We start from the raw sequence: 23,619 nt of genomic DNA on the forward strand, positions 1-23,619 counted from the left end.
TAGTATGAAGAGGCCCATTGCAGCTTTGTTGATGCTGGCGCTGGTAACTGCACTGGCGCTGCCGGTCGGAGGCGCCGAGGAACGTAAAGACCCGACGCAACCGATCAAGAACCTGCAGTTCCAGTCCGCCGATATTCGTGCGGTCCTGACGTTCCTGGCCGATTACGGCGGCGTCAATGTGGTTGTCGCTCCGAGTGTACAGGGGACAGTGACCATCAAGCTGCAGGACGTCATGTGGCGGAACGCCATGGACATTATCGGCCGGACGTACGGCCTGTCGGTTGTGGAAGAGAAGGACTATATCCGGGTGCTTCCCCAGGACGACTATCGCAAGGAAGTGACTGAGCTCGAGAAACACAACCAGGAACAGCGACAGTTGGCGGCCCTCGAGACCAAGATCATCAAGATCTCCAACTCGACGTCCGACGATATCGTCAGCGCCGTCAAGTCGCTGATGACCGAGCGCGGCAAAGCGACCAGCGACGCTCGCTCCAATTCGATAATCATCCAGGAAGTCCCCACCAACATGCAAAAGGTGCTGGACTATATTGCCGAGTTGGACAAGCCGGCGCGGCAGATCAAGATCTCCGCGCAACTGGTGGAAGTCTCTTCCAACGACCTGCGCGAACTCGGTATCAAGTGGACGGCCGAGGGGACCTACACCTCTGAGAAGGGGAACACCTACACGCAGACCGCCGAAGTTCTGGCCAACCGGAACAGCGACGTGGCTGCCCGGTACAGCGTGACGGCTCTCACCGGCGACTGGACTGCTTCGGCCATCGTCGAGGCGCTTGAGAAGTCCGGTAAGGGGAAGATCATCGCCCATCCGGAAATCACCACCATTGACAATAAAGAAGCCAAGATCCAGATGGGACAGAAGGTGCCGATCAAGCAGTTTGACCAGTCCGGTAACGTGGTCACTCGTTTCGAGCAAGTGGGTACCATTCTTACCGTGACTCCCCATATCACTGCCGAGAACCAGATCCTCATGAATCTGGCGCCAGAGCGGTCAACCTATGAATTCGACCCGAACGGCGTCATCATCAATACCAGCAACGCAGCCACTCACGTGATCGTCGAGGACGGCCAGACGGCTGTCATAGGCGGGCTGACGACTCAGGATGAAGTCGAATCAGTGACCGGCATACCGGTGCTCAAGGACGTACCGTTGTTGGGCGCGTTGTTCCGCTACAGTAACAAGCGGACAGAGAACCGGGACCTGGTGATCTTCGTGACGCCGACCATTGTGGACAAGGATCTGGCGTCGAAGAATTAGGACCTTCTAAAAAGACCGTCAAAACGGCCTTTCTCCACAGGGAGAGAGGCCGTTTTCGTCTAAAACCGCGGCGAAATCTTCCGATACATACAGAAAAAGCGCAGGTACAGCTATTCCTGAAAAAAAACAACAGATAGCCATATGTCAGGAGAGACCATGTTTACACACAAAACTCTGCGGGTAGCATCGTCGCTGCTGCTGTTGCTCGCCCTCGCGCTGCTCGGCCTGAGCGGCTGCGATTCCAAGAGCAAGCAGCCCGATGTTCCGGCCAACAGCGACATCAGTTTGTCGGCTCCGTCCACCATGAACACCGGCAGCACCTCGGTGGTGGTAGCGACAATAACGGCCGGTACTTCGCCGGTAGCCGACGAAGTAGTTACGTTCACGGTCAGTCCGCCCAACGCCGGGTACTTTACTCCGGCTGTCGACACGACTGACGCCAATGGTGAAGCGGCTACGATCTTCACCGCCTCCACATCGGGTGCAGCCACGATCACCGCGTCGGTATCCGGGTCGACGTTGTCGGCCACGTCGGGATTGGCCATCCAGCAGGACCAGAGCCAAACCGGGTCGGGCAACGTTAACGTGTCGGTGGCGCCCAGTCTACTCCTTGCCAACGGTGCGGACACGGCCACGGTGAATATCACCGTTCGTGATGCCGTCGGCGCGCTCGCCCCGGATTCAACGGTCGTGTTGATCGTGGCGGGAGAGAAGTTCGTCGACAACGATGACAACGGATTCTGGTCACAGGGGATCGACTCGCTGGTGTTCGATGCCAACGCCAACGGCCGGTGGGACGCTCTCGGCATTATCCAGTCGACAGCCATGACCTCCGGCGGCACCGGCCAGGTCAGCGTTCAGTACATATCGGGCAACGATGCTCTGACTGTCTATGTCAAGGCGACGGTGAACAGCAATGGGATCACTGGTTTTGGCGAAGTGCCGCTCCAGTTGTCGCCGAACGCGACCATCGCCTCCATTTATCTTGCTTCTGATTCCATGAATCTGGCGGTCAAGCAGACCGGTGGTATCGAGACCGCGCTTCTGCGCGCGACGGCATATGATCCAAACGGCAACCCTGTGCCCGAGGGCCTGACAGTCAACTTCATCATTACCGACGGCCCAGGTGGCGGCGAGCATCTCGCCAATGTTGGCATGGGTCCTTTTGCAGCGGTTACTAACAGCCAGGGGACCGCGATTACTACCATTCATTCAGGTACAGTATCCGGAACGGTCAGGATCCGCGCCTATGCCGATACCGTGCTTTCTGAGGCAACCCAGGTGCTAATCTCCGCCGGTCCGCCGCAGTATATCGTGGTGGGAGCAGAAAAGTGCAACGTGGCGTACTGGGACAATGTTGTCGGTGAGAATATCGTTAGCGCCATCGTGTCGGATGTCTACCTCAACCCGGTGAACGACTCAACCGTCGTCTATTTCTCCACCGATGAAGGTACGATGAAATCGCACGAGGAGCGCACGAAAGACCACGAAGGTATCGCGTTGTCTAAATGGTTCTCAGGCAATAACGTGACCACGGCCAACGGCCGGGTGCTGGTGATCGCCGAGACCAATGGCGGGACTGTTGTCGATACCAGCATGTTCTACAACTCCCATTATACTGACACGCTTACCGTGATCGGTGCACCAGCCACAATGTTGGCCGACGGTACCTCGAAAGCGGTGGTCATTCTGAGAGGCGTCGACTTGAACGGCAACCCGGTGATTGGTGGGACACTGTTCAAAGCTGACGCTAATTATCTGACTGTACAGGGCGGGACACTGGAAGACGGTTGTCTTTCTGCGACGTCACGCGCCACGATCGAGTCAGCGGTGCTCGATATGGATCAGTCACGCACGTTCGGTAACGATGACGGCATCGGTGCCACCGATTACGTCCAGTTCTGGTGCGAGCCGGGCGCCGGAGTGGTGGTGGCTATCCAGATGTTGACCGGCAACGCATACGCCGGGCGGTCGACCGTCAATTGCGTCTCTTCCGCGGCTCCGCTCGAGACCATTGATATCGGGGCCTCCATCAAGGATCGCTGGGGCAATCCGCTGGGCGACCACACGCTCAACGTCTCGGTCGGCGCGACCGCGCTTGGCAGCATGGAATCCGATTCCTATGGCGAAGCGTACGGCGTCACCTGGACACCGGCTGCCTCCGACACCGGTTCGTTCACCGTCCGGGTGGTCGATGCCGATCCTCGAGGTGGCATCACCATCACCAAGAAGGTGACGGTGCAGTCCAACTAAAGACACCTCCTTACACGGGTCAAACCGCCGGTGAGCCCTTAGCGACTTGCCGGCGGTTTTCGTTTGGCGGAGACCTGACTGGACCCCAATTCCACTTCCGAAACGGGAGTCGCCGGTGTACATTCCAGACATGTCGGAGGCAAGCAGGACTCAGGTTTTCGCTTCGCCCAATCTGGTTGAGGCCTTCGCGGAGCGAGTACCCCAGTGGCCGAATCAAGTGGCTATTCTGGGAGATGGCGGTAACGGGCGGAGTTTCACCTATGCCGAGCTGTTGCAGGCGGTGAGCAGGCTTTCGGCCGGACTCCGGGACCCTGCCTTCGCAGCAGTCGAATCGGTGGCTATCCTATCGGAAAACCGACCTGAATGGCCGCTGGCGTATCTGGCGGTCTTGGCGGCGGGGAAGACAGTGGTGCCGATCGACTCGTATCTCAAACCACTTGAGATTCTCTATGTCTTGAACCACTCAGGAGCGAAATTGGCGTTTGTATCCGGCAGGTTTGAGGAGGAATTGTCACAATTGGCGCCATCGGTGCTGATCTACTCGCTCGAAAGCGACTCACGACAAACCTGGCGTTCGCTTTTCCGTGACGAATCCAATGGCGATTCCGGCAAGACCGAGCGGCCGGCGGTTGTGATCTATACCTCGGGCACAACCGGGAACCCGCGAGGCGTTCTGTTGAGCCATCGGAATCTGTTGTCTAATCTCGAGGGGATTCAGGCGGCGCTGTCGTTTGGGCAGTCAGACCGGTTTCTGTCTGTCCTCCCCCTGCACCACGCGTTTGAGGCTACCTGCGGCTTCCTCACTCCCTTGATGGCCGGTGCGACTATTGTCTACGCCCGTTCGTTTCGATCAAAGGAGATTCTTCAAGACATCGCGACCAACCGTATTACCCTAATGTGCGGGGTGCCGCTGTTATACGACAAGATGTACCACGCCATGCGGCGCGGGATCAACGCAGCGCCTCGGCATCGACGGTGGCTGTTTCGCTTTCTGTATGTGGTATCCAGCGTCGGCTGGAAAGCTGGTTTTCGGTGGGGAAAACCGTTGTTCGCAAAAGTTCGGCAGAAAGCCGGATTGGGGACAATCCGGATGCTTGTTTCCGGTGGCGCGGCCATACCGCCTGAGATCGCCCGTTTTTTCAATCTCCTGGGGATCGATTTCATACAGGGATACGGCATGACGGAGTGTTCGCCGGTCATATCGGTAAATCGTCCGAGCGATATCACGTTCGCCTCAGTTGGTCCGCCGCTTCCTAATGTGGAGGTGAAGATCGACCAGCCCGATGATACCGGGGTTGGTGAGATCATGGTTCGCGGCGGGTGTGTCACGTCCGGATATCGCGCTAATCCCGCCAAGACCGCCGAGCTGCTTCGCGACGGCTGGCTGCATACGGGCGATATAGGCTGTATCAGGGACAGGCATCTTTATATCACCGGCCGAAGCAAGAATGTCATCGTGTCTGCTGCCGGCAAGAATATTTACCCGGAGGAGATAGAGGAAAAGCTGCTCGAATCCCCCTATATTCTCGAGACTGTTGTTTTCGGTCGCAAGAAAGAGGGGAGGCAAGGTGAGGAAGTACGCGCCATAATTGTGCCGGACCTGGAGCAGTTTCGCGCCGAATACGACCTCGTCACGGCCGATTCGGATCCGGACTTGCTGAAGCGGGTCATTGGCGAAGCAGTGGAGACCGTCAACGGCCAGATGGCAGAGTTCAAACGGATAAGCAGCTATATTGTGCAGGTCCAGGAACTCGAAAAGACTTCCACCAAGAAGGTGAAGCGATACGTGTACAACCGGTCGGATGCTGATGGTTCTCCCGCGGGCGGAGGAGTTGTTTGACGGTCCAACCTTTACAGCGTATTGGCAACCAGGTTCGATTGCTTGACCAGACAAAGTTGCCGACTGAGGTGCTTTATCGGGATTTGGGGGATTATCGGGAGATAATTCAGTCGATCAGGAGACTCGAGGTTCGGGGCGCTCCGCTCATCGGAATAACTGCGGCCTATGCGCTCGCGGTTGCAGTAGCTCAGTCTGGCAGCGCCGACATAGACGTCATCCATCGTTTGGGGGAAGAAATACGTGCCGCGCGACCGACCGCGGTAAATCTGTCCTGGGCCATAGATCGGTGCCTTCGTAAACTTGAAGAATCATCACCGGTCGGTCATTCACAGACGGTGAACTTGCTTTGGGATGAAGCTGAGGCGATTCACGAGGAAGACCGCCAGATGTGCCGTCGTATCGGCGAGTTTGGTGCTTCGCTGATCAGAAAGGGGGATACCATCCTCACTCACTGCAACACCGGAGCGCTGGCCACCGGTGGAATCGGCACGGCTCTTGGGGTAATCTATGTCTGCCACGAGCAGGGGAAACGTGTCAAGGTAGTTGCCGATGAGACCCGCCCGCTTTTGCAGGGAGCCCGATTAACCGCCTGGGAACTGCAGCAGGCCGGTATCGATGTCACTCTGATCTGCGACAACACTGCGGGCGTATTGATGCGGCGGGGAAGAATTGCGCACGTGATCGTGGGGGCGGACCGGATCGCCCGCAATGGCGACACGGCCAACAAGATTGGAACCTATTCTGTCGCCGTGCAGGCGAAATGGCACGGTGTGCCGTTTTATGTGGCGGCGCCGATGTCGACGTTCGACGATTCGACTCCTTCCGGTGATCAGATAGTCATTGAGGAGCGCTCGGCCCGGGAAGTCACGAACGGGTTCGGACGACAGACGGCTCCGGAGGGGATCGACGTCTATTCTCCGGCCTTCGATGTCACGCCGAACGAATTGATCAACTGCTTCATCACCGACCAGGGGATCAAGCCAGGGGGCCGATTCGATGAGTTGAAGCATTGATCGGTCGAACTGAAGCAGTTTGCCGTTGACGCCGATACTCAATACAAGTTTGTTCCAATTCGAAACGGCTATGGCAAAGACAGTTCGGCAACAGAAAGCGCTGGCTCGACTTAATTACGACTTGTTTCAGCATCCGGGAATGGTCCCACCGGCGCCGGCTACACTGTATACGGTCATTAAGCAACATGCCGAGCGGCTGCCGGAGGCGGTGCGCGAGCCAGTTAATCCCGCGATAACATCATTGCCCACCGAAGATGAGCTTTCGCGCTGGTTCGACGAGTTCAACTGGCTCTATTTTGCCGGCAAGCTGCCGCGAGTTCGGATAGAGTACTCCGCGCGCATGACATCGGCCGGTTCGTATACGCCAAATGAGCGACTGATCCGCATCAGCCGCAAATACCACCAGGTATTTCCGGACGAAATCCATGACACCCTCAAGCACGAAATGATCCACATTCTGCACGAACACCACGATGCTTCCTTCAAACGGGAAGCGGCCCGGATAGGTGCCTCGATTCGCGCAAAGTCGCATCCCTCGCTTCGCCGGCCGCCGCGGTATCTGTATGTTTGCCCTGCTTGTGGCTACGAATATCCGAGACAGAAGCGGCTTCGTATGGCTTCATGCGGCCGATGTTCCAAGGGGGGATATGACGAGCGGTACAAACTACGGGCGGTTCGGTCAAAGGCCTGACACGTCACTGCGCAGTTACGTAACGCCACAACTGACTACCAAACAATAAGTTACGTGATTTTTGTCCTGTGGGCTTAGTGCCCCCATATGAATGCAGATATAATTTTGGTAGTTCTCCTTGACTTTGGAGAGTGAGACCCTATTTTGTGTGTCTTTGTTGGATGAATCCCAAGCAGTTTGGGGAATTATATATGACGAAGACATTTGTGCCGAAAATCGAACCGAATAGCCGCAAGTGGTGGGTGGTGGACCTTCATGACGCTACGCTGGGGCGGGCAGCCGTGAAAGTCGCAACGATCCTTCGCGGCAAGAACAAACCGATCTTTACGCCGCATCTGGATACCGGCGACCACGTTATCGCGGTTAACGCCGGTGGGATGCGGGTGAGCGGCAATGCCAAGCCGGCCGCCAAGATGTACTATCATTACACGGGGTATCCCGGCGGACTTCGAGGCATCTCCTACAACGACTGGATGAAGCAGAAGCCGGAAGACGTGTTCAGTATTGCGGTTCGACGGATGTTACCTAAAAATCGCCTCGGGCGGAAGATGTTCAAGAAGCTCCACGTGTATTCGGGGGCGGAGCATCCGCATAAGGCGCAGAAGCCGGAAATTCTGAAGCTTAGCTAAGTATAGAGACGATGGAGCAAACCGTTTATTCAGCTACAGGACGACGCAAGGAGGCAACTGCCCGCGTCCTGATCATGCCGGGCAAGGGTTCCTTCACGGTCAACGGCAAGCAGGTGGTGGATTATCTCCAGCGCGAAACGCTGGTAGACCAGGCCCGCGAGCCGCTGCAAGTGACGGAGCTGGCCGGGCGACTCGATGTTGTCTGTTCGACAACTGGCGGCGGCAAGGCCGGCCAAGCGGGCGCGATCTGCCTCGGCCTCAGCCGGGCGCTGGTAGCGTACAATCCAGAACTGCGTTCGCCGCTTCGCCAGGAAGGGCTGCTTACGCGCGACCCACGCAGTGTGGAGCGGAAGAAATACGGGCGTCCGAAAGCCCGCAAACGCTTCCAGTATTCGAAGCGATAGTCCGACAATGAACTCCCGGCGGTGACGCCGGGAAATGAGCAGTCCCGGCTGACCCAGCCAGCGGTCCCAAATCATCGGGTGCCGGTTGGGGATGACGCCGGGGTGAAGTACAACCGTGAGATCAGGAAGAGTATGATCACACCCAAAATCAAAGAGTTCCTCGAGGCCGGAGTACATTTCGGTCACCAGACCCGCCGCTGGAACCCCAAGATGAAACCGTTCATCTTCGCGGCGCGCAACGGCATTTACATCATCGATCTGCAGAAGACCATCAACGCGCTCGAGCAGGCCAAGAAGAAAGTGCGCGAAATTGTCTCCGGCGGCAAGTCGATACTGTTTGTCGGCACCAAGAAACAGGCCCGCGAGGTGATCATGGAACTGGTCCCGCGGTGCGGCGGCTTCTATGTGACGGAGCGCTGGCTTGGCGGGATGCTGACCAATTTCGCGACCATCAAGAACTCCATCAAGAAGCTCAAAGATATCGAGCGGATGCGCGAGGACGGCACGTACGAAAAATTCACCAAAAAAGAGCGTGCCGGAATGGATAACGAAGCCGCCAAACTCACCAAAGTGCTGGCCGGCATCAAAGAAATGAATTTCCTGCCCGGTCTGGTGATTGTGGTGGATGCCCGGAAAGAAAAGATCGGCGTGTCGGAGGCGCGGAAGCTGGGGATACCGATTATCGCCATCCTGGACACCAACGCCGATCCGGACCCGATCGATTTTCCGATCGCGGCGAACGACGATGCTATCAAGTCGATACGCATCATTCTCAAGGAGCTTGTGGACACCGCCGTCGAGGCCTCCACTCAGGTTGACCAACGGGCGCTTGAAGCGACCGTCGAAGCGGGGCGGTCGCAGTCGCTGAGCACCTACGTATCGGACGACAAGGCCGATAACAAGCCCTAACGCTAAGGACTGACAACGATGGACATATCTGCCAAAATGGTAAAAGAGCTCCGGGAGAAGACCGGGGCCGGAATGATGGACTGCAAATCCGCCCTCGGCGAGACCGGCGGCGATTTTGAGAAAGCGATTGCGCTCCTGCGCGAGAAGGGGATCGCCAAAGCGGGTTCCAAGGAGGGGCGCACCACATCGGAGGGGATCATTGCCTCGCAGATCGGCCAGGCCGATAAGCTGGGCGTGCTGGTGGAAATAAACTGCGAAACTGATTTTGTCGCTCGCACTGAGCAGTTCAAGGCGTTTGCCAGAGAGATCGCCAATCAGGTAGCGTCGACCGCCGTCAAAAGCGTGGACGAGCTCCTGAATTCCAAGTTGATCTCCAGCAACGCGAAGACGGTATCGGAACATCTGAAGGGACTTATTGGCTCGCTTGGCGAGAACACGCAGATCAAGCGGTTCGTGCGTTTCGAGGGGGGCGGCTTGGTGACGGCCTATATTCATCCCGGCGACAAGCTGGGGGTGATCGTCGAGGTCGCCACCACCAAGTCACCATCCGACATGGACAAATTCCGCACCTTCTCGCGCGATATCGCCATGCAGGTGGCGGCGATGAGTCCCAAGTGCGTTCGGCGTGAAGAACTTGATCAGACTGCGGTGGCATCAGAGCGCGAGATTTACCGGCATCAGGCTCAGAACGAGGGGAAGCCGGCCAACATCGTCGACAAGATCGCCGATAGCAAGATCGAGAAGTGGTATGCCGAAGTGGTCCTGATGGAGCAGCGTTTCGTGAAGGACAACGACAAAACGATCGGTGACGTGGTGAAAGAGCACTCCGCGGCCGCCGCCGACAATTTCGTGATCAATAGATTTGCGCGTTTCCGTCTGGGCGAATAACCCATGGAATCGGATAGTTCCAAGCCGATTTATAAACGTGTCCTGGTGAAAATCTCCGGGGAAGCCCTCATGGGTCCCGGAGAGTACGGCATTCACACGCCGACCGTCGAATTCATAGCCCGACAGATAAAAGAAATCAAGGACCTCAAGCTGGAGATCGGCCTAGTAGTCGGGGGCGGCAACATCTTTCGCGGCATGCGAGCCGCCGAGCGCGGCATGGACCGCGTTACCGGCGACAATATCGGCATGCTGGCGACGGTCATGAATTCGCTGGCGCTCATGGATACGCTGGAGAAGCTGGGGATATACACGCGGGTCATGTCAGCCGTCAAGATGGAGTCGTTCGCCGAGCCGTATATCCGCCGCCGGGCGGTGCGCCATATGGAAAAGGGGCGGCTTGTGATTCTGGCCGCCGGGACCGGTAATCCGTATTTCTCGACCGACACGGCCGCCTCGCTTCGAGCGATGGAGATCGGTGCGGAACTCATGATCAAAGCGACCAATGTGGATGGCGTCTATTCGGCCGACCCGAAGAAACACCCCGACGCCGTGTTTTATCCCGAGCTTAAATACATGGATGTGTTGACGCGTGAACTGAAAGTTATCGATTCCACCGCTATCTCGCTTCTTAAAGAGAACATGATTCCGCTGCGGGTGATCGACCTGAACAGCCCGGGCGTGCTCAAACGGGTAGTGATGGGCGAGCCGGTTGGGACGTTGATAAGCTGATTCCGTATAACGGTTTTGGGTAAGGAGAAGCCGCTATGCTCGATGAAATCTATAAGCAGACCAAAGAGAAAATGCACAAGACAGTGGAGACAATCCACAAGGAATTAAACGCCATCCGCACCGGCAAGGCCTCGGTCCACCTTCTGGACACCGTGCGGGTTGATGCCTACGGCACCACCATGCCGCTCAATCAGGTTTCCACGGTGACGGCGCCGGAGCCGCGCCTCCTGATGGTCACGCCGTATGACAAATCGCTGGCGGGTGAGATTGTCAAGGCGATACAAAAGGCGGACCTGGGGTTCAATCCGCTGGCGGAAAGCGGGCTGATCCGGATCCCGGTGCCGGCGCTCAACGAAGAGCGGCGCAAAGAGCTCGTGAAACACTGCAAGCACATCGCTGAAGAGGGGAGAGTGGCGGTGCGGAATGTCCGCCGCGACGCCAACGAGCATATCAAGAAAGGCATGAAAGAACACGAGATATCCGAGGACGCCGAAAAAGAAGCACACGACAAGATCCAGAAGATGACCGATGACTACATCCGTCAGATCGACGACATGGTGTCCAAGAAGGAAAAAGAAGTAATGGAGGTGTGAGGGGGGAGTGCCCGCCCCATCTGTCAATTGAGGAATTGCTTTTTGAGATTCCGGCCCGGCATTAACCGAGCCGGAGTCTCTGTTTTGGGCATTACACGACTACTTCAGCATGATGATTTTCTTTGTGGCGCTGTAGTCGGATGCCTCAAGCCTCACGAAGTACACGCCTGAGCTAACCGGATTGTCGACATCGTCGCGACCATTCCATATGACAGTGTGTTTTCCGGATTCGGCGTAGCCCTGATCGAGTGTCCGCACTGTCTGGCCGAGCAGATTGAAAATCCGCAACTGAACAGGACCGGGAACAGAGACCGAGAATGAGATCACCGTCTCCGCGTTGAACGGATTAGGATAGCATTCCGACAGAGTAGTCTGCCTCGCAGAATCTGCAGTTTTATAGGGCGGGTTGGGGTCCGGATCAGGACAGTAGTCGAGGTAGCCGGTTTCCGCCCAGACAAGTGTATCGGACCAGTCGGAGTGCTTGCCGTTCCAATCGGTGACCTCGATCTCGTACCGGTACCACACCCCCAGATTCAGCGGGCTATCTCCAGGTGTTCGTCCGGAGTAGTGTAATACTCAAACATGTAAGGCCCGCTCATATACAATTGCCTTACCTTGTATGTGAGATTTCCCGGTTTTTGTCTCGAGGACCTTGTCCAATTGAGTTCCACTTTGTTGGTCAGGCACGGGTCATCTGGCATGGAGTCGGGCGGCGCGGGCGTAGCTATCTTACCGGCCACTTGCTTTCCAACAGGGATAACGAAGCAACCTGGCGCCATCACGGTACCACCGGTGAATGTATCCGGCCACCGCGGCTTGGCGGTAACGGTCACCTCAGGCGAATACTGCGGCGTTTCATCTACCGGAAGTGGCCAGATGCGATAGGCATACGTTTCACTCCCGACAAACGACGAATCATAGAATGACGGCGTTAGCATCGGTCCTGTAGTGTCAAGAGTCTCCCATGAGACAGAGTCCACTGCCCGACGCTGGATCACCCAGCCGCTCTCGAAGCTGTTGGGATCGGTCCACTGCAGGCGAATTGCCTGATATCTCCCCTCAGACATTGCGTCGTATACGACAGGAAAGGCGGTAAGGTTGGAGGCTGCTGCAACATGCGGCTTGCCTGCAACCGTGATCTTGAACTTGATGTCCGGACCGTTGTTGCATGGTGGATTGTCGCACGGCCACCATTGGTTGTATTGCTGACCGCTAATGTCCCACTTGATGAAATAGGCGAACGATTCCACATCGCAGCCGGAGCTTGTTACCGAACCTGGAACGACCTGCATGTACTGTTGTTCGTTGTTAGGATTTGCTGCACTCCATCCATTAGATACTCTGTTCCGAAGGAGTATTTCTGGTGGGGTAGTGAAATTGTAATCGGCGAAATCAAAATGTGACCTTACGGAATAGGTCTCTACGAAGTAGACTCCGGAAGCTATGTCGCCGTGGCTATTGATAAACACGTGCCCGTGTAGACCCTGTACCATCTGCCTGTTACCGCCAATAGCTTCCTTTCTGAAGAATGAGTTATTCGCCACAAAATGAAGAGCCGCGTCCGCTTTCACAACTCCCCAGCCATAAAACTGATCCCAGCCAGGATCGCCGCGGTCCAAGGCTGTCAATTGCATAATTTGCTCGACTTCATCGGCCGTGAGGTCCTTCTTGTATGACAGAATAAGCGAAGCCACACCGGCTGCTATCGGAGTCGACATTGAAGTACCTTGTGTTGACGTGACTCCGCCGCTTGTCGACGTAGTAACTATGCCTTCGCCGGCTGCCATCAGGTCGAGGTTTGGTCCGTAGTTGCTAAAGGAAGATCGCGCACCTTGGGGAATGCATGCACCCACACCGATGACGCCAAACAGGTCCGAGGGATAGTGAGTGGTGGCCGTAGCGTCGTTCCCTTTCGCGGCAAAGAGAAGAATGTCAGACTTCCAGGCGTTGTAGGTGGCGGCTGCCTCTTCGCCAGCGTATTCACCTCCATAAGTTCCCCACGACATACTGACCACAGATGCATCTCTTCTCCTTGCCCAGTCGATGCATCTGACTCCGGCGACAGGGTCCACGGTTGGGTCGGTTCCGGCCTTTCCGTACAGGATGGGGGATTGCCAGTTCACACCGGCAACGACTGCAGCATTGTTTCCTTCGGCTCCAATCAGTCCTGTGACCAGAGTCCCATGTTCGTCCCCGATTGATACCATGTGAATATTCGTGCTATTGTCGAAGCCGTTGAATCCTTCGGAGATGCGGTTTATCAGGTCTACATGTCCCGTGTGCACGCCAACGTCGATGACACACAACTTGATGGCGGTGTCCCCCGTAGTATACTCCCAGGCGGAATCGACATTCTGAGCGCCCTCGCGTACAGATTGGAGATGCCACTGATACTGGTAGTAGGGATCATTCGGTGTCACTTTGCAAACCTGTCGGTAGTACTTCTGATCCACAATTGTAAAAGCGCTGTCCTCGCCATAGGCGGCTGCTAATTCGTGCCACCAGACCGAATCCGCAAACTCCAACGTGTAGTATTCGGCAAGGTTGATCAGGCGGACTGTCTCGCCATGTCGATCCGTAGAGATCGTATCGGCAGGATCGAAGTCCGGGAATATCCGACAAATGTTCGTGGCACCAGTTGAGTCCAGGAAGTGGAGCAGCGTGGTATCGGCAATGGCAGACGAGACAGCCACTTTGCCGGACACTGGTCCGGTCAGTACGGCGTCTTTGATAACAGTGACTACCGTAAAGGGATCATAGACCGAAGTTGTGTCCCCTTTGCTCACGGGGCATATCAGCAGCCCTGCAAGTACGATAACAATGAGATTGATTTTCATATTCTCCCCACATGAGAAATGAAGTTTGAGTTATTCTGGTTATCAGATTAGAACGTGATCTGTTTCAAGTTTCCTCCTTGCTGATCGATCAGCCAGATATAGGGTTTGTTGTCGGTGCCGCGCCGGCTGATGGCGATACGGCTTCCCGAAGGCGCGCACTTTGGCCAATCTCCGACAGCGAGATAGCGGAAGTTGCTGCCATCGGCATTGCTGATATACAGCTTACCGGTGCGCGCTTTGTTATAGAAAAACCCATACACAATGCTCTGGCCGTCTGCTGTCCAGTCGTATACCTGAGCGTCTGCGGAAACTCCCGAGAGTTGATTCAGTGTCTGCAAATCGTAGCGAAGCACCGAGTCGTGGCGGTTGACGAGCAGGTAACGTGCATCAGGGGAAGTGGCGGGATACCCCCCGCCGACTATGTGCACGGTATCACCAGTCTGCAGGTCCATCCGATAGACCGAGGTGGCCCAGTTGTCGGCTACGCCCTGATCCTCGTAGTAGAGATACCTGCCGGTCGGATCGAGCTCCGGGAAACGGGCATCAACGCAGTCGCAAATGAGTGTAATCTGCATGGCCGGTAGATGCAGCTTGTACAACTTAAATCCACTAAAGAAGATGAATTCTGAATCGCCGGGAAGCCATACGGCATCGAAGGCATAGCGGCGTAGAAAAATCGGTGAACCTCCCAGAGTATCGACTACGCATAGCCAGTATCCGATTGAGTCGCCAGAAGCTATAAAACGCGTAAAGGTTATCTTATTTCCTGCTTGTGTCCAGGAAGGGCCGCTGTCATACAACGGTGGCGGCTTCGTCGGCGGCCCAACATGGTCATTGCCATCACACCCGCCCATGCCAGTGAGCAACACGATGACCATAAATAGTATCACTACGGCCCTGCTATTGCGTGCGCTGCGCCTGCCATCTGCCCTGATCATGTTCATTAGGCCCTCCGTTTTCTATATAGCTCCATTCAAATTGATGCACTCCCGGCGCGGTTTGTCAAAAAGAACTTTCTGTTTTGTTTCTAAAACGTGATCTGTTTCAAGTTTCCTCCTTGCCGATCGATCAGCCAGATATAGGGTTTGTTGTCGGTGCCGCGCCGGCTGATGGCGATACGGCTTCCCGAAGGCGCGCACTTTGGCCAATCTCCGACAGCGAGATAGCGGAAGTTGCTGCCATCGGCATTGCTGATATACAGCTTACCGGTGCGCGCTTTGTTATAGAAAAACCCATACACAATGCTCTGGCCGTCTGCTGTCCAGTCGTATACCTGAGCGTCTGCGGAAACTCCCGAGAGTTGATTCAGTGTCTGCAAATCGTAGCGAAGCACCGAGTCGTGGCGGTTAACGAGCAGATACTGGCCATCGGGAGACACGGCTGGAAACCCACCCCCGACGATATGTGCTGTGTCGCCAGTCTGTAAGTCCATGCGATAGACGGAGGTGGCCCAACCGTTCGCCACGCCCTGATCCTCGTAGTATAGAAAGCGGCCTTTCGGATCGAGCTCCGGAAAGCGGGAGAAGATACAGTCGCAGATAACGGTTTCCTGCATAGTAGGGAGATGCAGCTTGTACAACTTAAATCCACTAAAGAAGATGAATTCTGAATCGCCGGGAAGCCATACGGCATCGAAGGCATAGCAGCGTAGAAAAATCGGTGAACCTCCCAGAGTATCGACTACGCATAGCCAGTATCCGATTGAGTCGCCAGAAGCCATAAAACGCGTAAAGGTTATCTTATTTCCTGCTTGTGTCCAGGAAGGGCCGCTGTCATACAACGGTGGCGGCGGGGTCGGTACAAAGGCCTTGTTGTCGCCGTCACACCCGGCAATGCCGGGCAGAAGCAACCACAGGCAAAGTGATAGTGAGCTGCCCCAGTTGAATATCTTCCCGTACTTGGGAACTGCGATTCGAGTATCCATGAATCCCTCCATAGTTAACTTGCTCCAGAAATAGAGACGGGTATGGAGGTAAGATTGTCAAGAGGAATTCGCCGTTTTTTTCAAAAGCAATAGCGGTCCAGCCAGCCGGTATCAGCCCGGATACGTCCCATTGATGTACTGCCACAAATAGCGGTTCTCGATCTGGGCATCTTCCATCTGCGTCTTCACGATATCCCCAACGGAAATCAAACCGACGAGTCGGTCTCCCTCCATGATCGGCACGTGGCGAATGCGATTGGTGGTCATCACACCGGCGATGTAGGGAATCTCGTCATCGGGCACGCCGATGATCAGATCGGTGGTCATCAGGTCCCGGACCTGCGTCTGCTGGAAATGAGCCGGCTCGGTGAAAATGCGTTTGAAAATGTCTTTGTCACTGATGATCCCGACCAGGCTGCCGGTATCATCGACCACCGGAAGAGCGCTAATCTGGTTGACGATGAGAAGCTCCATGGCTTCCATGATCGCGGTGCTCGGAGCCGTCGTGATAACCGAGCGCATCCGGCTTTCCAGAAGTTCTCTGACTCGCATACCAAACCCTCCTGCTGACAGGTTTTTTGCGTCGAGGCAACCGGGCCGCCGGAGAAAAAGAGGTTGGAACGGACCGGCGACGGTGCATATCTTCTGATATCCGGCAACGGCCGTGAAAGTCGCCTGCTATAAGAGAGAGTAAAAAGGTCAAACTTGTCAACAAGAAAATTAGCAGTACTGTTGATTCCGCTTGTGCTTGCGTCAGCGGTGGCGACTCTGGTGGCGCAGAGTGACCAGATTCTGGCGTATTACTGGAACCGCGCCCATGCGACGCTCAAAGGGCGCGATCCCATTGAAACAGGCGCCCGATTCTCATACGTGGCGCGCAGCTTTCAGAAGAAGCTCGGTAAGAAGGGGGAGATCGTTTCGGTAGACTCAGCTACGGTGGCGTACTACTACAGTTTCGGTCATCTTGATTCGACAACGGTACTGCGCGGGGACCCCAAGCGTCTGCACGCAGTTGAGCTTCTGTTTCCCAACATATTCGACTCCAGCTATGTTGTCCATGGTTTCCCAAATGATACAGGGGGCCCATCAATAGCAATAGGCTTTGATACCGATTCCGCCAAGCATAAGGACCCGGTCGGGCTGGCGCTGATCGACCGACTGACTTACTTGCCGAGGTGGGCATATCTTTATTACCCGAATAGACCCGGTTATCGGCGCTTCACTCGTTCCTATCGGCTGATCGCGGAGCAGGGGCTCATCTTCCCGGATTCCGTCTGGGAAGTGGCTACCAAGGACGAGTTCTTTTTCAGCAGCACCTACCGTCTCGAGACCGGCATCAGTCAGATACAGATTTACCGTTGAGGGTCCGCAGGTCAACGCTTGCGGATATTCGACCGGCTCTGTAGTTTGACTTTGGTATGACGGTCAATATCGAACATCTGAAAGCCCGCATTCTTCGACAGCCGGAGCGGATCCCCTCGCACGTAGCTATCATCATGGATGGCAACGGGCGGTGGGCGGCGCTTCGTAACAAACCCCGTACGTTTGGTCATGAGGCGGGGGTGAAGGCTGTCAAAGACGTTGTGAAGGCATCCGGCGAGCTTGGGATCAAGTATCTCACACTGTACACGTTTTCGGTCGAGAATTGGAAACGCCCGAAGGCCGAAGTCGACGCGCTGATGTCGCTCTTGTCCCGCACCACCCGCCGCGAACTAAAGGAGCTCATCAAGAACGATGTTAAACTCATCACAACCGGTCGGATTGGCGCCTTGTCGGCGGCGCGGCGCCTGGCGCTTAACGATGCCGTCAAACGAACTCGCGACAACCAGGGGCTGGTGCTCAATCTGGCGCTCAATTACGGCGGCCGGACGGAGATACTGGATGCCGTCAAGGCAATCGCCAACGCCGTGAAAGCGGGCGTGCTGAATATTCATGATATCGATGAGCCACTGTTTTCCGACTTTCTCTACACCGCCAATCTGCCGGACCCCGATCTGCTCATTCGTACATCGGGCGAAATGCGAATTTCCAATTTCCTATTGTGGCAGACCAGCTATACGGAGCTATATGTGATCGATACGCTCTGGCCGGATTTCGGGCGAAAGGAACTCTTTGAAGCGGTCAGCCAGTATCAGAAACGGGAGCGGCGGTTCGGTGAGGTGACCAGGACGGTGGGAGGATGAGTCGCAATCTAATTATCAGGACCCTTGTAGCGGCTATAGCAATCCCCATTATTCTCTGGATATCGTATCAGGGGGGGGCATGGCTTTTTGGTATGGTGATGCTTCTGGCCGTCGCTGCCGGGATCGAGTTTCTCCTAAACGAAGGATATGGCACGAGAAGCCCGTTTTTCTGGTTCGCGCTCGCGATGATCGTGGTCTGCCTGACGGCGACCCTGGACAGCATTCCGTTCGATGCGGAGACGGAGAGCATTGGCTTCTTTCGCATCCCATTTGTGCTGCTGACTTCGCCGCTCCTGGTCTTGTTTTTCCTGATAACCAGCATGATGTTTTCAGTCGGCAAACAGCCACCGTCGGAGCTGTTCACCAAACACAGCCGACTGATGTGGGGGATCACCTACCTGGCAATGTTGTATCCATTCGTGTATGCGATCGGGAATGATGCCGAACTTGTCGAGACGGTTACCCCGGCCAGTGGGGGTGATCTGCTCTTGTTTCTGTTCGGTCTTCTCTGGGTGGGAGATACGGCAGCAATGGGGTTCGGTTCCTGGCTGGGGAAACACAAGCTGGCGCCGGGAGTTTCACCCCGCAAGACGATTGAGGGATTTGTCGGCGGTGTTGTCGGTGCGCTCGCTATCGCGCTCCTGATGCACTTCTGGAAATTCCCTGAACTGCGAATCGGGCATCTGCTCGTCCTCGGGCTGGGATGCTCCATTTTCGGCCAGCTTGGCGATCTGGTGGAATCGATGTGGAAGCGCTCACTGGCCATCAAGGATTCGTCAGCCATCATCCCGGGGCATGGCGGCGTGCTGGACCGGTTCGACTCGCTTCTGTTCGCGGCTCCGTTCATGTACGGCTACATCTACTTCGTTCTGGCATGAGGCTGCTGGACTACGTCTTTGCGGCGCGGCCGCTTTTGCATGTGCCGCTCTGGTCGGTTTATTTGGTATCACTGCGTTATCATCTGCAATTGTCGGGGGAGCGATTCGGCCTGTCAGATTTCCGGCTTCTGCTCGCCATGAGCCTGATCGCCGCCGGTGCATTCTACTTTAATCAGGTGCACGATGCAGAGTCGGACCGGATCAATGCGAAAGTGGGTTTCCTTCAGAACGACATTCTGAGCGAGCGTTCGCTCACACGAGCGTACCTGATTGCAAGCGTGTTCGCAATCGCCATCGGTCTCACGCTCTCCTGGCTGACAGTTTGTATCCTCATGTTCGCTTTCGTTTTGGGGTACCTGTATTCAGCTCCGCCGTTTCGGCTGAAAGACCGACCTATTGCCGGCCTGCTGGTGAACGCCGCAGGGGCCGGATTTCTGCCTTCAGTTGCCGTCATGCCGGACCTGACGATGAACAATATCGGACTGATGGGTTGGGACAATCCGTTCTACTTTGCGGCGGCTGTGGGTGGCGTGTATCTGCTGACCACTGTCCCTGACCTTGCGGGAGATGCCGCTACCGGCAAGAAGACGGTGCCGGTACTTTTTGGATCAAAGGCTGCGGTTGGGGCGGCTGCCGTGATTTTGGCGTACTCCGGGTTCATCGCGCTCCGATCTGAGCGTCATTTACTTCTCGTAGTGTCTTCGCTTGCCTTCCTGATGGCAGTCATAGCATTCTTCAGCTCCTCGTCGAAGATCGTGCTGTTTGCCGCTAAGATTCCCATCCTGATGTTGACATGTCTTGCCGGTTACTTCTTCCCGCTCTATCTGGTGTTTATGATTGCTCTGATCGCCGGTACCCGTCTATACTATCGCCGTCGGTTTGGCACGGTGTACCCCAGACTCGCATAGACTATGAAGTTCGCTGCCGTCATTATTGCACTGGTTTTCCTGAGCGGCTGTACGCCGTCCCCTCGATTCGTAAAACAGAAATCGGTTCGCTCAGAGGAGAGGAAGCAACTCGCAACAGGCATATCGACCAACGAATATCTCCGGCTCGGTGTCATACTCCAGAAATACCTGGGCCGGCCTTACCATGATCGGTTCGATTCGGGCTCCGGCATGGATTGTTCAGAGTTTACCCGCGAGGTTTATCGTGAGTACCTCCGACGCGAGTTTCCCCGTACGGTCATGGACCAGTACGCTTCCGGCATCGAACTTCGCCGCGGCCCCCTCCAGTTCGGCGACTTGGTCTTTTTCGAGACCGAACGGGAACGAATATCGCATGTGGGCATTTATATCGACAACGACCAGTTCATACACGCGTCATCATCGGAGGGAGTTATTATCAGCTACATCGATGACTCGTATTGGGGCAAGCGGTATGTTGGCGCCCGGCGTATAATCGGTACCGACACCCGCTGATTCTTTCAGACAGTGGCAAGGTATGGTAAAACGGTCCGAAGATTTCGAGCTAAAGCTCAAGAACCTTCCGACCTCTCCCGGCGTCTATCTCTTCAAGAACGCCCAGGGGAGGATCATCTACATCGGCAAGGCCAAGAACCTGCGCAACCGGGTCCGCACCTACTTTCATCCAAGCGGCCCGGCGGACGCCAAGACAGCGCGGCTGGTGCCACAGGTAACTGACTTTGAATTGATGCTCACCGCCAATGAAGTGGAGTCGTTGATCCTCGAAGCCAACCTGGTTCACGAGCACAAGCCGAAATACAATGTCAGCCTGAAAGACGACAAGCATTTCCCGTACATCAAGGTGACTACCAACGAGTCGTTTCCGCGGGTGATGATCGTCAGGCGCCTGGCCAAAGACGGGGCGACCTATTTTGGCCCATTCACCCAGGGACAGGGGATGCGACGGACGCTCACACTGCTGACGCGGCTGTTCACCATTCGAAGCTGCGATCTTATTATCCCGCCTCCGGAAGGAAAGCAATACAAAGTCTGTTTGGACTATCAGATGAAGCGATGCGGCGGGCCCTGTGAGGGGTTGCAGAGTCGCGAGGAATACGCCGAACTAGTTAATTCGCTCACCATGGTGCTGCGGGGGAGGACAAAAGAGCTGCGGGAGCGCCTGACCGAGCGGATGCACCGGGCCTCCGAAGAACTGCGTTTTGAAGACGCCCGACAATTCCGCGATCAGATCGACGCGCTCGGTTCCATCATGATAAAGCAGAATGTGGATGTTGGCGAAGTGGTGGATCGGGACATCGTCTCGATTGCGCGCGATGGCGTCGATGCCGTAGCGGTGGTCATGCAGCTTCGGGAAGGCGTTTTGATCGGGCGGCAGGATTTTCAATTACACACCGCTGTTGATGACAGCAACGAAACGGTTCTGGAGACATTTGTCACACAGTACTACAATCACCAGCCCAATCTCCCCGAGGAGGTGCTACTTCCGTTGGAGCTATCGGATGCAGAACTGCTGGCCGCCTGGCTGAAACAGGAAAAGGGTTCGGTGGTGCGGATTCGTGTCCCGAAGGTGGGCGAGAAGGTTCGCCTGGTCGATCTGGCTGCCCGCAACGCTCAGTTGCTGCTCGACGAGATCCTTATCCAGCGCCGCACCCATGCCGAGCGAACCAGCAAGATGGTAACGAGTCTCAAGGAGGCGCTGCATCTGTCAAACTCTCCGCGCACGATGGTCTGCTTTGACATTTCAAATACTGGTGAAACCGATGCCGTGGGGTCGTGCGTTTTTTTCGAGAACGGACGACCGAAAAAGAGCGAGTACCGGAGATTCCGGATCAAGGGGATGAGAGGGCAGGATGATTTCAGCATGATGCGGCAGGTGGTGGGGCGATATTTCTACCGCCGTCGGGAAGAAAACAAGCCAATGCCCGACTTGGTGGTGGTCGATGGTGGCAAAGGGCAGTTGTCATCGGCGAAAGCGGAACTGGTTTCGCTCGGACTTGGTGACCAGCCGCTGGCGGCACTGGCCAAGCGGCTCGAAGAATTGTATTTGCCGGATCATCAGGAGCCGATCACTATTCGCAAAGGGGCGCCGGCGCTTCTGTTGCTCAAGCAGATACGAGATGAGGCGCACCGTTTTGCTATTACTTACAACCGCAAAGTTCGCACCAGGCGGACAGTCCGCTCGGTGCTTGACGACATCAAGGGGGTTGGGCCTTCACGGCGTTCCGCTCTCATGAAACAGTTTGGCTCGGTCGAGCAGATCAGGCAGTCCAACGTTGAGGAAATCAGCCGCGTGAAGGGAATAACGGCCGACCTCGCCAGGACAATTCTCCAGCACCTGAATGCCGCACCAGTTGCCTGAGTCACATCGGTCGTCGGGGCAGTTTCTTCTGGTTGCACCGCAGGCGCTACATCGGCTATACTACCAATGTGCGGACCGAATCCAAAGCCTATACCGTTACCGCGATCACGCGGATGATAAAGACCGCGCTGGAGGAGTCGTTTTTCGACCTCTGGGTGGAAGGGGAGATATCCAACTACCTTCACCATACATCGGGTCATCGATATTTTAACCTCAAAGACGAAAACGCGGTTATCAAGGTAACGCTATGGCGTTCGGTGGGGGCATCGCTGCGATTCGAGCCGGAGAATGGTCAGAAGGTGAGGATACTGGGTGACATCTCGGTCTATGAGAAAGGGGGCAACTACCAGCTCAATTGCCGGCAGATTCATCCGGTGGGTGTGGGGCCACTCGAACTGGCATTCCGACAACTGCACGAGAAGCTGTCCAAAGAAGGACTGTTCGATGAATCCCGGAAGCATGAGATCCCACGGTATCCTCAGACAATCGGTATCGTCACGTCGCCGACCGGCGCCGCCATTCGTGACATAATCCAGATCACTCGTCGCCGCAACAGCTCAGTCCAGCTCATCGTTTATCCGGCCCAGGTTCAAGGGGAAGGTGCGGAACGAACCATTGCAGCCGGATTGGATTATTTCAACAGCCGGGATGACATCGATGTGATAATCGTAGGACGTGGCGGTGGTTCTCTCGAGGATCTCTGGCCGTTCAACACCGAAATAACAGTCCGCACGATTGCACGTTCAGGGAAACCTGTCGTCTCGGCGGTCGGGCACGAGATCGACATGACCTTGTCCGACCTTGCGGCCGATTTGCGCGCCCCTACGCCATCGGCAGCGGCGGAGTTGGTCATTTGGTCGAAGGGGGAGTTTGAAGAGCAGATAAGGTCGCTCGTGTACACGCAGGCGAGTCGGCTCGGGTTTCTGGTGAAACATGCCCGGCAGCGGTTGTCAGCGCTGTATGTCCGTCCGGCATTTCGGCGGCCATTGGAGAGTATCCTTCAACGACAGCAGTATCTGGACAGTCTGAATCGCCTCCTGGTTGCTGCCGGCAAAAACCGTTTTGAGCAGCACAAAAATCTCTTATCTTTGTTGCTGGCTCGTCTGCAGGATCTCTCCCCGCTGCGTGTGCTCAGTCGAGGTTACTCCGTCACAAGGCGGGCCTCCGATGGACTGGTGATAACTAATGCCGGTCAGGTGGCGGCAGGCACGGTGATAGAAACACTGCTGTCGGATGGGCGGCTGGTGTCGGTGGTGCGGGAGACATCGGCAAAGAAACAGGTGTAGC

The 23,619-nt window shown here is 55.9% G+C and carries 23 protein-coding genes; 18 read left to right on the forward strand and 5 right to left on the reverse strand.

Going from position 1 to position 23,619, the window contains the following annotated elements:
• The first annotated feature begins 4 nt into the window (after positions 1–4).
• The 11 genes from pilQ to frr all read left to right on the forward strand — a co-directional run bounded on the left by pilQ (position 5) and on the right by frr (position 11,225).
• Positions 5–1,276 (forward strand): type IV pilus secretin PilQ, encoded by a 1,272-nt coding sequence (pilQ, locus tag AB1644_00585; GenBank protein ID MEW6049554.1) that lies wholly within the window; start codon positions 5–7, stop codon positions 1,274–1,276.
• 156 nt (positions 1,277–1,432) lie between these two features.
• Positions 1,433–3,529, forward strand: coding sequence for a hypothetical protein (locus tag AB1644_00590; protein MEW6049555.1), 2,097 nt, complete (start codon positions 1,433–1,435; stop codon positions 3,527–3,529).
• A 115-nt stretch (positions 3,530–3,644) separates the two neighbouring features.
• Positions 3,645–5,369: an AMP-dependent synthetase/ligase gene (locus tag AB1644_00595; protein ID MEW6049556.1), complete on the forward strand. Its 1,725-nt coding sequence runs from the start codon at positions 3,645–3,647 to the stop codon at positions 5,367–5,369.
• Positions 5,366–6,382, forward strand: coding sequence for an S-methyl-5-thioribose-1-phosphate isomerase (mtnA, locus tag AB1644_00600; protein ID MEW6049557.1), 1,017 nt, complete (start codon positions 5,366–5,368; stop codon positions 6,380–6,382). The genes AB1644_00595 and mtnA overlap by 4 nt, the downstream gene beginning before the upstream one ends.
• Before the next feature lie 70 nt (positions 6,383–6,452).
• Positions 6,453–7,073, forward strand: a complete 621-nt coding sequence (locus AB1644_00605) for a SprT-like domain-containing protein (protein MEW6049558.1) — start codon at positions 6,453–6,455, stop codon at positions 7,071–7,073.
• Between the two features lie 191 nt (positions 7,074–7,264).
• A complete protein-coding gene (gene rplM / locus AB1644_00610; protein ID MEW6049559.1) occupies positions 7,265–7,702 on the forward strand; it encodes a 50S ribosomal protein L13 in 438 nt (145 codons plus the stop codon).
• An 11-nt stretch (positions 7,703–7,713) separates the two neighbouring features.
• Positions 7,714–8,106 carry a 30S ribosomal protein S9 gene (rpsI, locus tag AB1644_00615; GenBank protein ID MEW6049560.1) on the forward strand — a complete coding sequence of 131 codons (393 nt, stop codon included), beginning with the start codon at positions 7,714–7,716 and terminating at the stop codon, positions 8,104–8,106.
• A 132-nt stretch (positions 8,107–8,238) separates the two neighbouring features.
• Complete coding sequence (rpsB, locus tag AB1644_00620; GenBank protein MEW6049561.1) at positions 8,239–9,015, forward strand: 30S ribosomal protein S2; 777 nt, start codon at positions 8,239–8,241, stop codon at positions 9,013–9,015.
• An 18-nt stretch (positions 9,016–9,033) separates the two neighbouring features.
• A complete protein-coding gene (tsf, locus tag AB1644_00625; protein MEW6049562.1) occupies positions 9,034–9,903 on the forward strand; it encodes a translation elongation factor Ts in 870 nt (289 codons plus the stop codon).
• 3 nt (positions 9,904–9,906) lie between these two features.
• Positions 9,907–10,632: a UMP kinase gene (gene pyrH, locus AB1644_00630; protein MEW6049563.1), complete on the forward strand. Its 726-nt coding sequence runs from the start codon at positions 9,907–9,909 to the stop codon at positions 10,630–10,632.
• Positions 10,633–10,667: 35 nt separating this feature from the next.
• A complete protein-coding gene (gene frr, locus AB1644_00635) occupies positions 10,668–11,225 on the forward strand; it encodes a ribosome recycling factor (protein ID MEW6049564.1) in 558 nt (185 codons plus the stop codon).
• Between the two features lie 99 nt (positions 11,226–11,324).
• Here the strand turns inward: frr and AB1644_00640 are convergent, their stop codons facing one another.
• From AB1644_00640 to AB1644_00660, 5 genes are all read right to left on the reverse strand, one after another.
• On the reverse strand, positions 11,325–11,750 hold the full coding sequence (locus AB1644_00640; protein ID MEW6049565.1) for a T9SS type A sorting domain-containing protein: 426 nt from the start codon (positions 11,748–11,750) through the stop codon (positions 11,325–11,327).
• Between the two features lie 8 nt (positions 11,751–11,758).
• The gene (locus AB1644_00645; protein ID MEW6049566.1) at positions 11,759–14,062 is read right to left on the reverse strand and encodes a S8 family serine peptidase; all 2,304 of its coding nucleotides are present in this window, start codon (positions 14,060–14,062) and stop codon (positions 11,759–11,761) included.
• Between the two features lie 47 nt (positions 14,063–14,109).
• A complete protein-coding gene (locus AB1644_00650; GenBank protein MEW6049567.1) occupies positions 14,110–15,006 on the reverse strand; it encodes a hypothetical protein in 897 nt (298 codons plus the stop codon).
• 83 nt (positions 15,007–15,089) lie between these two features.
• Positions 15,090–15,986 carry a hypothetical protein gene (locus AB1644_00655; protein ID MEW6049568.1) on the reverse strand — a complete coding sequence of 299 codons (897 nt, stop codon included), beginning with the start codon at positions 15,984–15,986 and terminating at the stop codon, positions 15,090–15,092.
• Positions 15,987–16,097: 111 nt separating this feature from the next.
• Positions 16,098–16,538 carry a CBS domain-containing protein gene (locus AB1644_00660; protein MEW6049569.1) on the reverse strand — a complete coding sequence of 147 codons (441 nt, stop codon included), beginning with the start codon at positions 16,536–16,538 and terminating at the stop codon, positions 16,098–16,100.
• Positions 16,539–16,718: 180 nt separating this feature from the next.
• Between AB1644_00660 and AB1644_00665 the strand changes: the two genes are divergently transcribed.
• Genes AB1644_00665 through xseA form a run of 7 tightly spaced genes read left to right on the forward strand, consistent with a single transcriptional unit; the run spans position 16,719 to position 23,618 of the window.
• On the forward strand, positions 16,719–17,348 hold the full coding sequence (locus AB1644_00665) for a hypothetical protein (protein ID MEW6049570.1): 630 nt from the start codon (positions 16,719–16,721) through the stop codon (positions 17,346–17,348).
• Between the two features lie 56 nt (positions 17,349–17,404).
• On the forward strand, positions 17,405–18,169 hold the full coding sequence (locus tag AB1644_00670) for an isoprenyl transferase (GenBank protein ID MEW6049571.1): 765 nt from the start codon (positions 17,405–17,407) through the stop codon (positions 18,167–18,169).
• On the forward strand, positions 18,166–19,047 hold the full coding sequence (locus AB1644_00675) for a phosphatidate cytidylyltransferase (GenBank protein MEW6049572.1): 882 nt from the start codon (positions 18,166–18,168) through the stop codon (positions 19,045–19,047). Before AB1644_00670 ends, AB1644_00675 begins: the two co-directional genes overlap by 4 nt.
• Positions 19,044–19,955 (forward strand): UbiA family prenyltransferase, encoded by a 912-nt coding sequence (locus tag AB1644_00680; protein MEW6049573.1) that lies wholly within the window; start codon positions 19,044–19,046, stop codon positions 19,953–19,955. Before AB1644_00675 ends, AB1644_00680 begins: the two co-directional genes overlap by 4 nt.
• A 3-nt stretch (positions 19,956–19,958) precedes the next feature.
• Positions 19,959–20,468, forward strand: a complete 510-nt coding sequence (locus AB1644_00685; GenBank protein MEW6049574.1) for an NlpC/P60 family protein — start codon at positions 19,959–19,961, stop codon at positions 20,466–20,468.
• 22 nt (positions 20,469–20,490) lie between these two features.
• The gene (uvrC, locus tag AB1644_00690; GenBank protein ID MEW6049575.1) at positions 20,491–22,332 is read left to right on the forward strand and encodes an excinuclease ABC subunit UvrC; all 1,842 of its coding nucleotides are present in this window, start codon (positions 20,491–20,493) and stop codon (positions 22,330–22,332) included.
• Positions 22,333–22,364: 32 nt separating this feature from the next.
• Positions 22,365–23,618, forward strand: coding sequence for an exodeoxyribonuclease VII large subunit (gene xseA / locus AB1644_00695; GenBank protein MEW6049576.1), 1,254 nt, complete (start codon positions 22,365–22,367; stop codon positions 23,616–23,618).
• The last annotated feature ends 1 nt before the right edge of the window (position 23,619 follow it).

The sequence above is a fragment of the Candidatus Zixiibacteriota bacterium genome (assembly GCA_040753875.1).
Lineage (GTDB): Bacteria > Zixibacteria > MSB-5A5 > GN15 > FEB-12 > DATKJY01.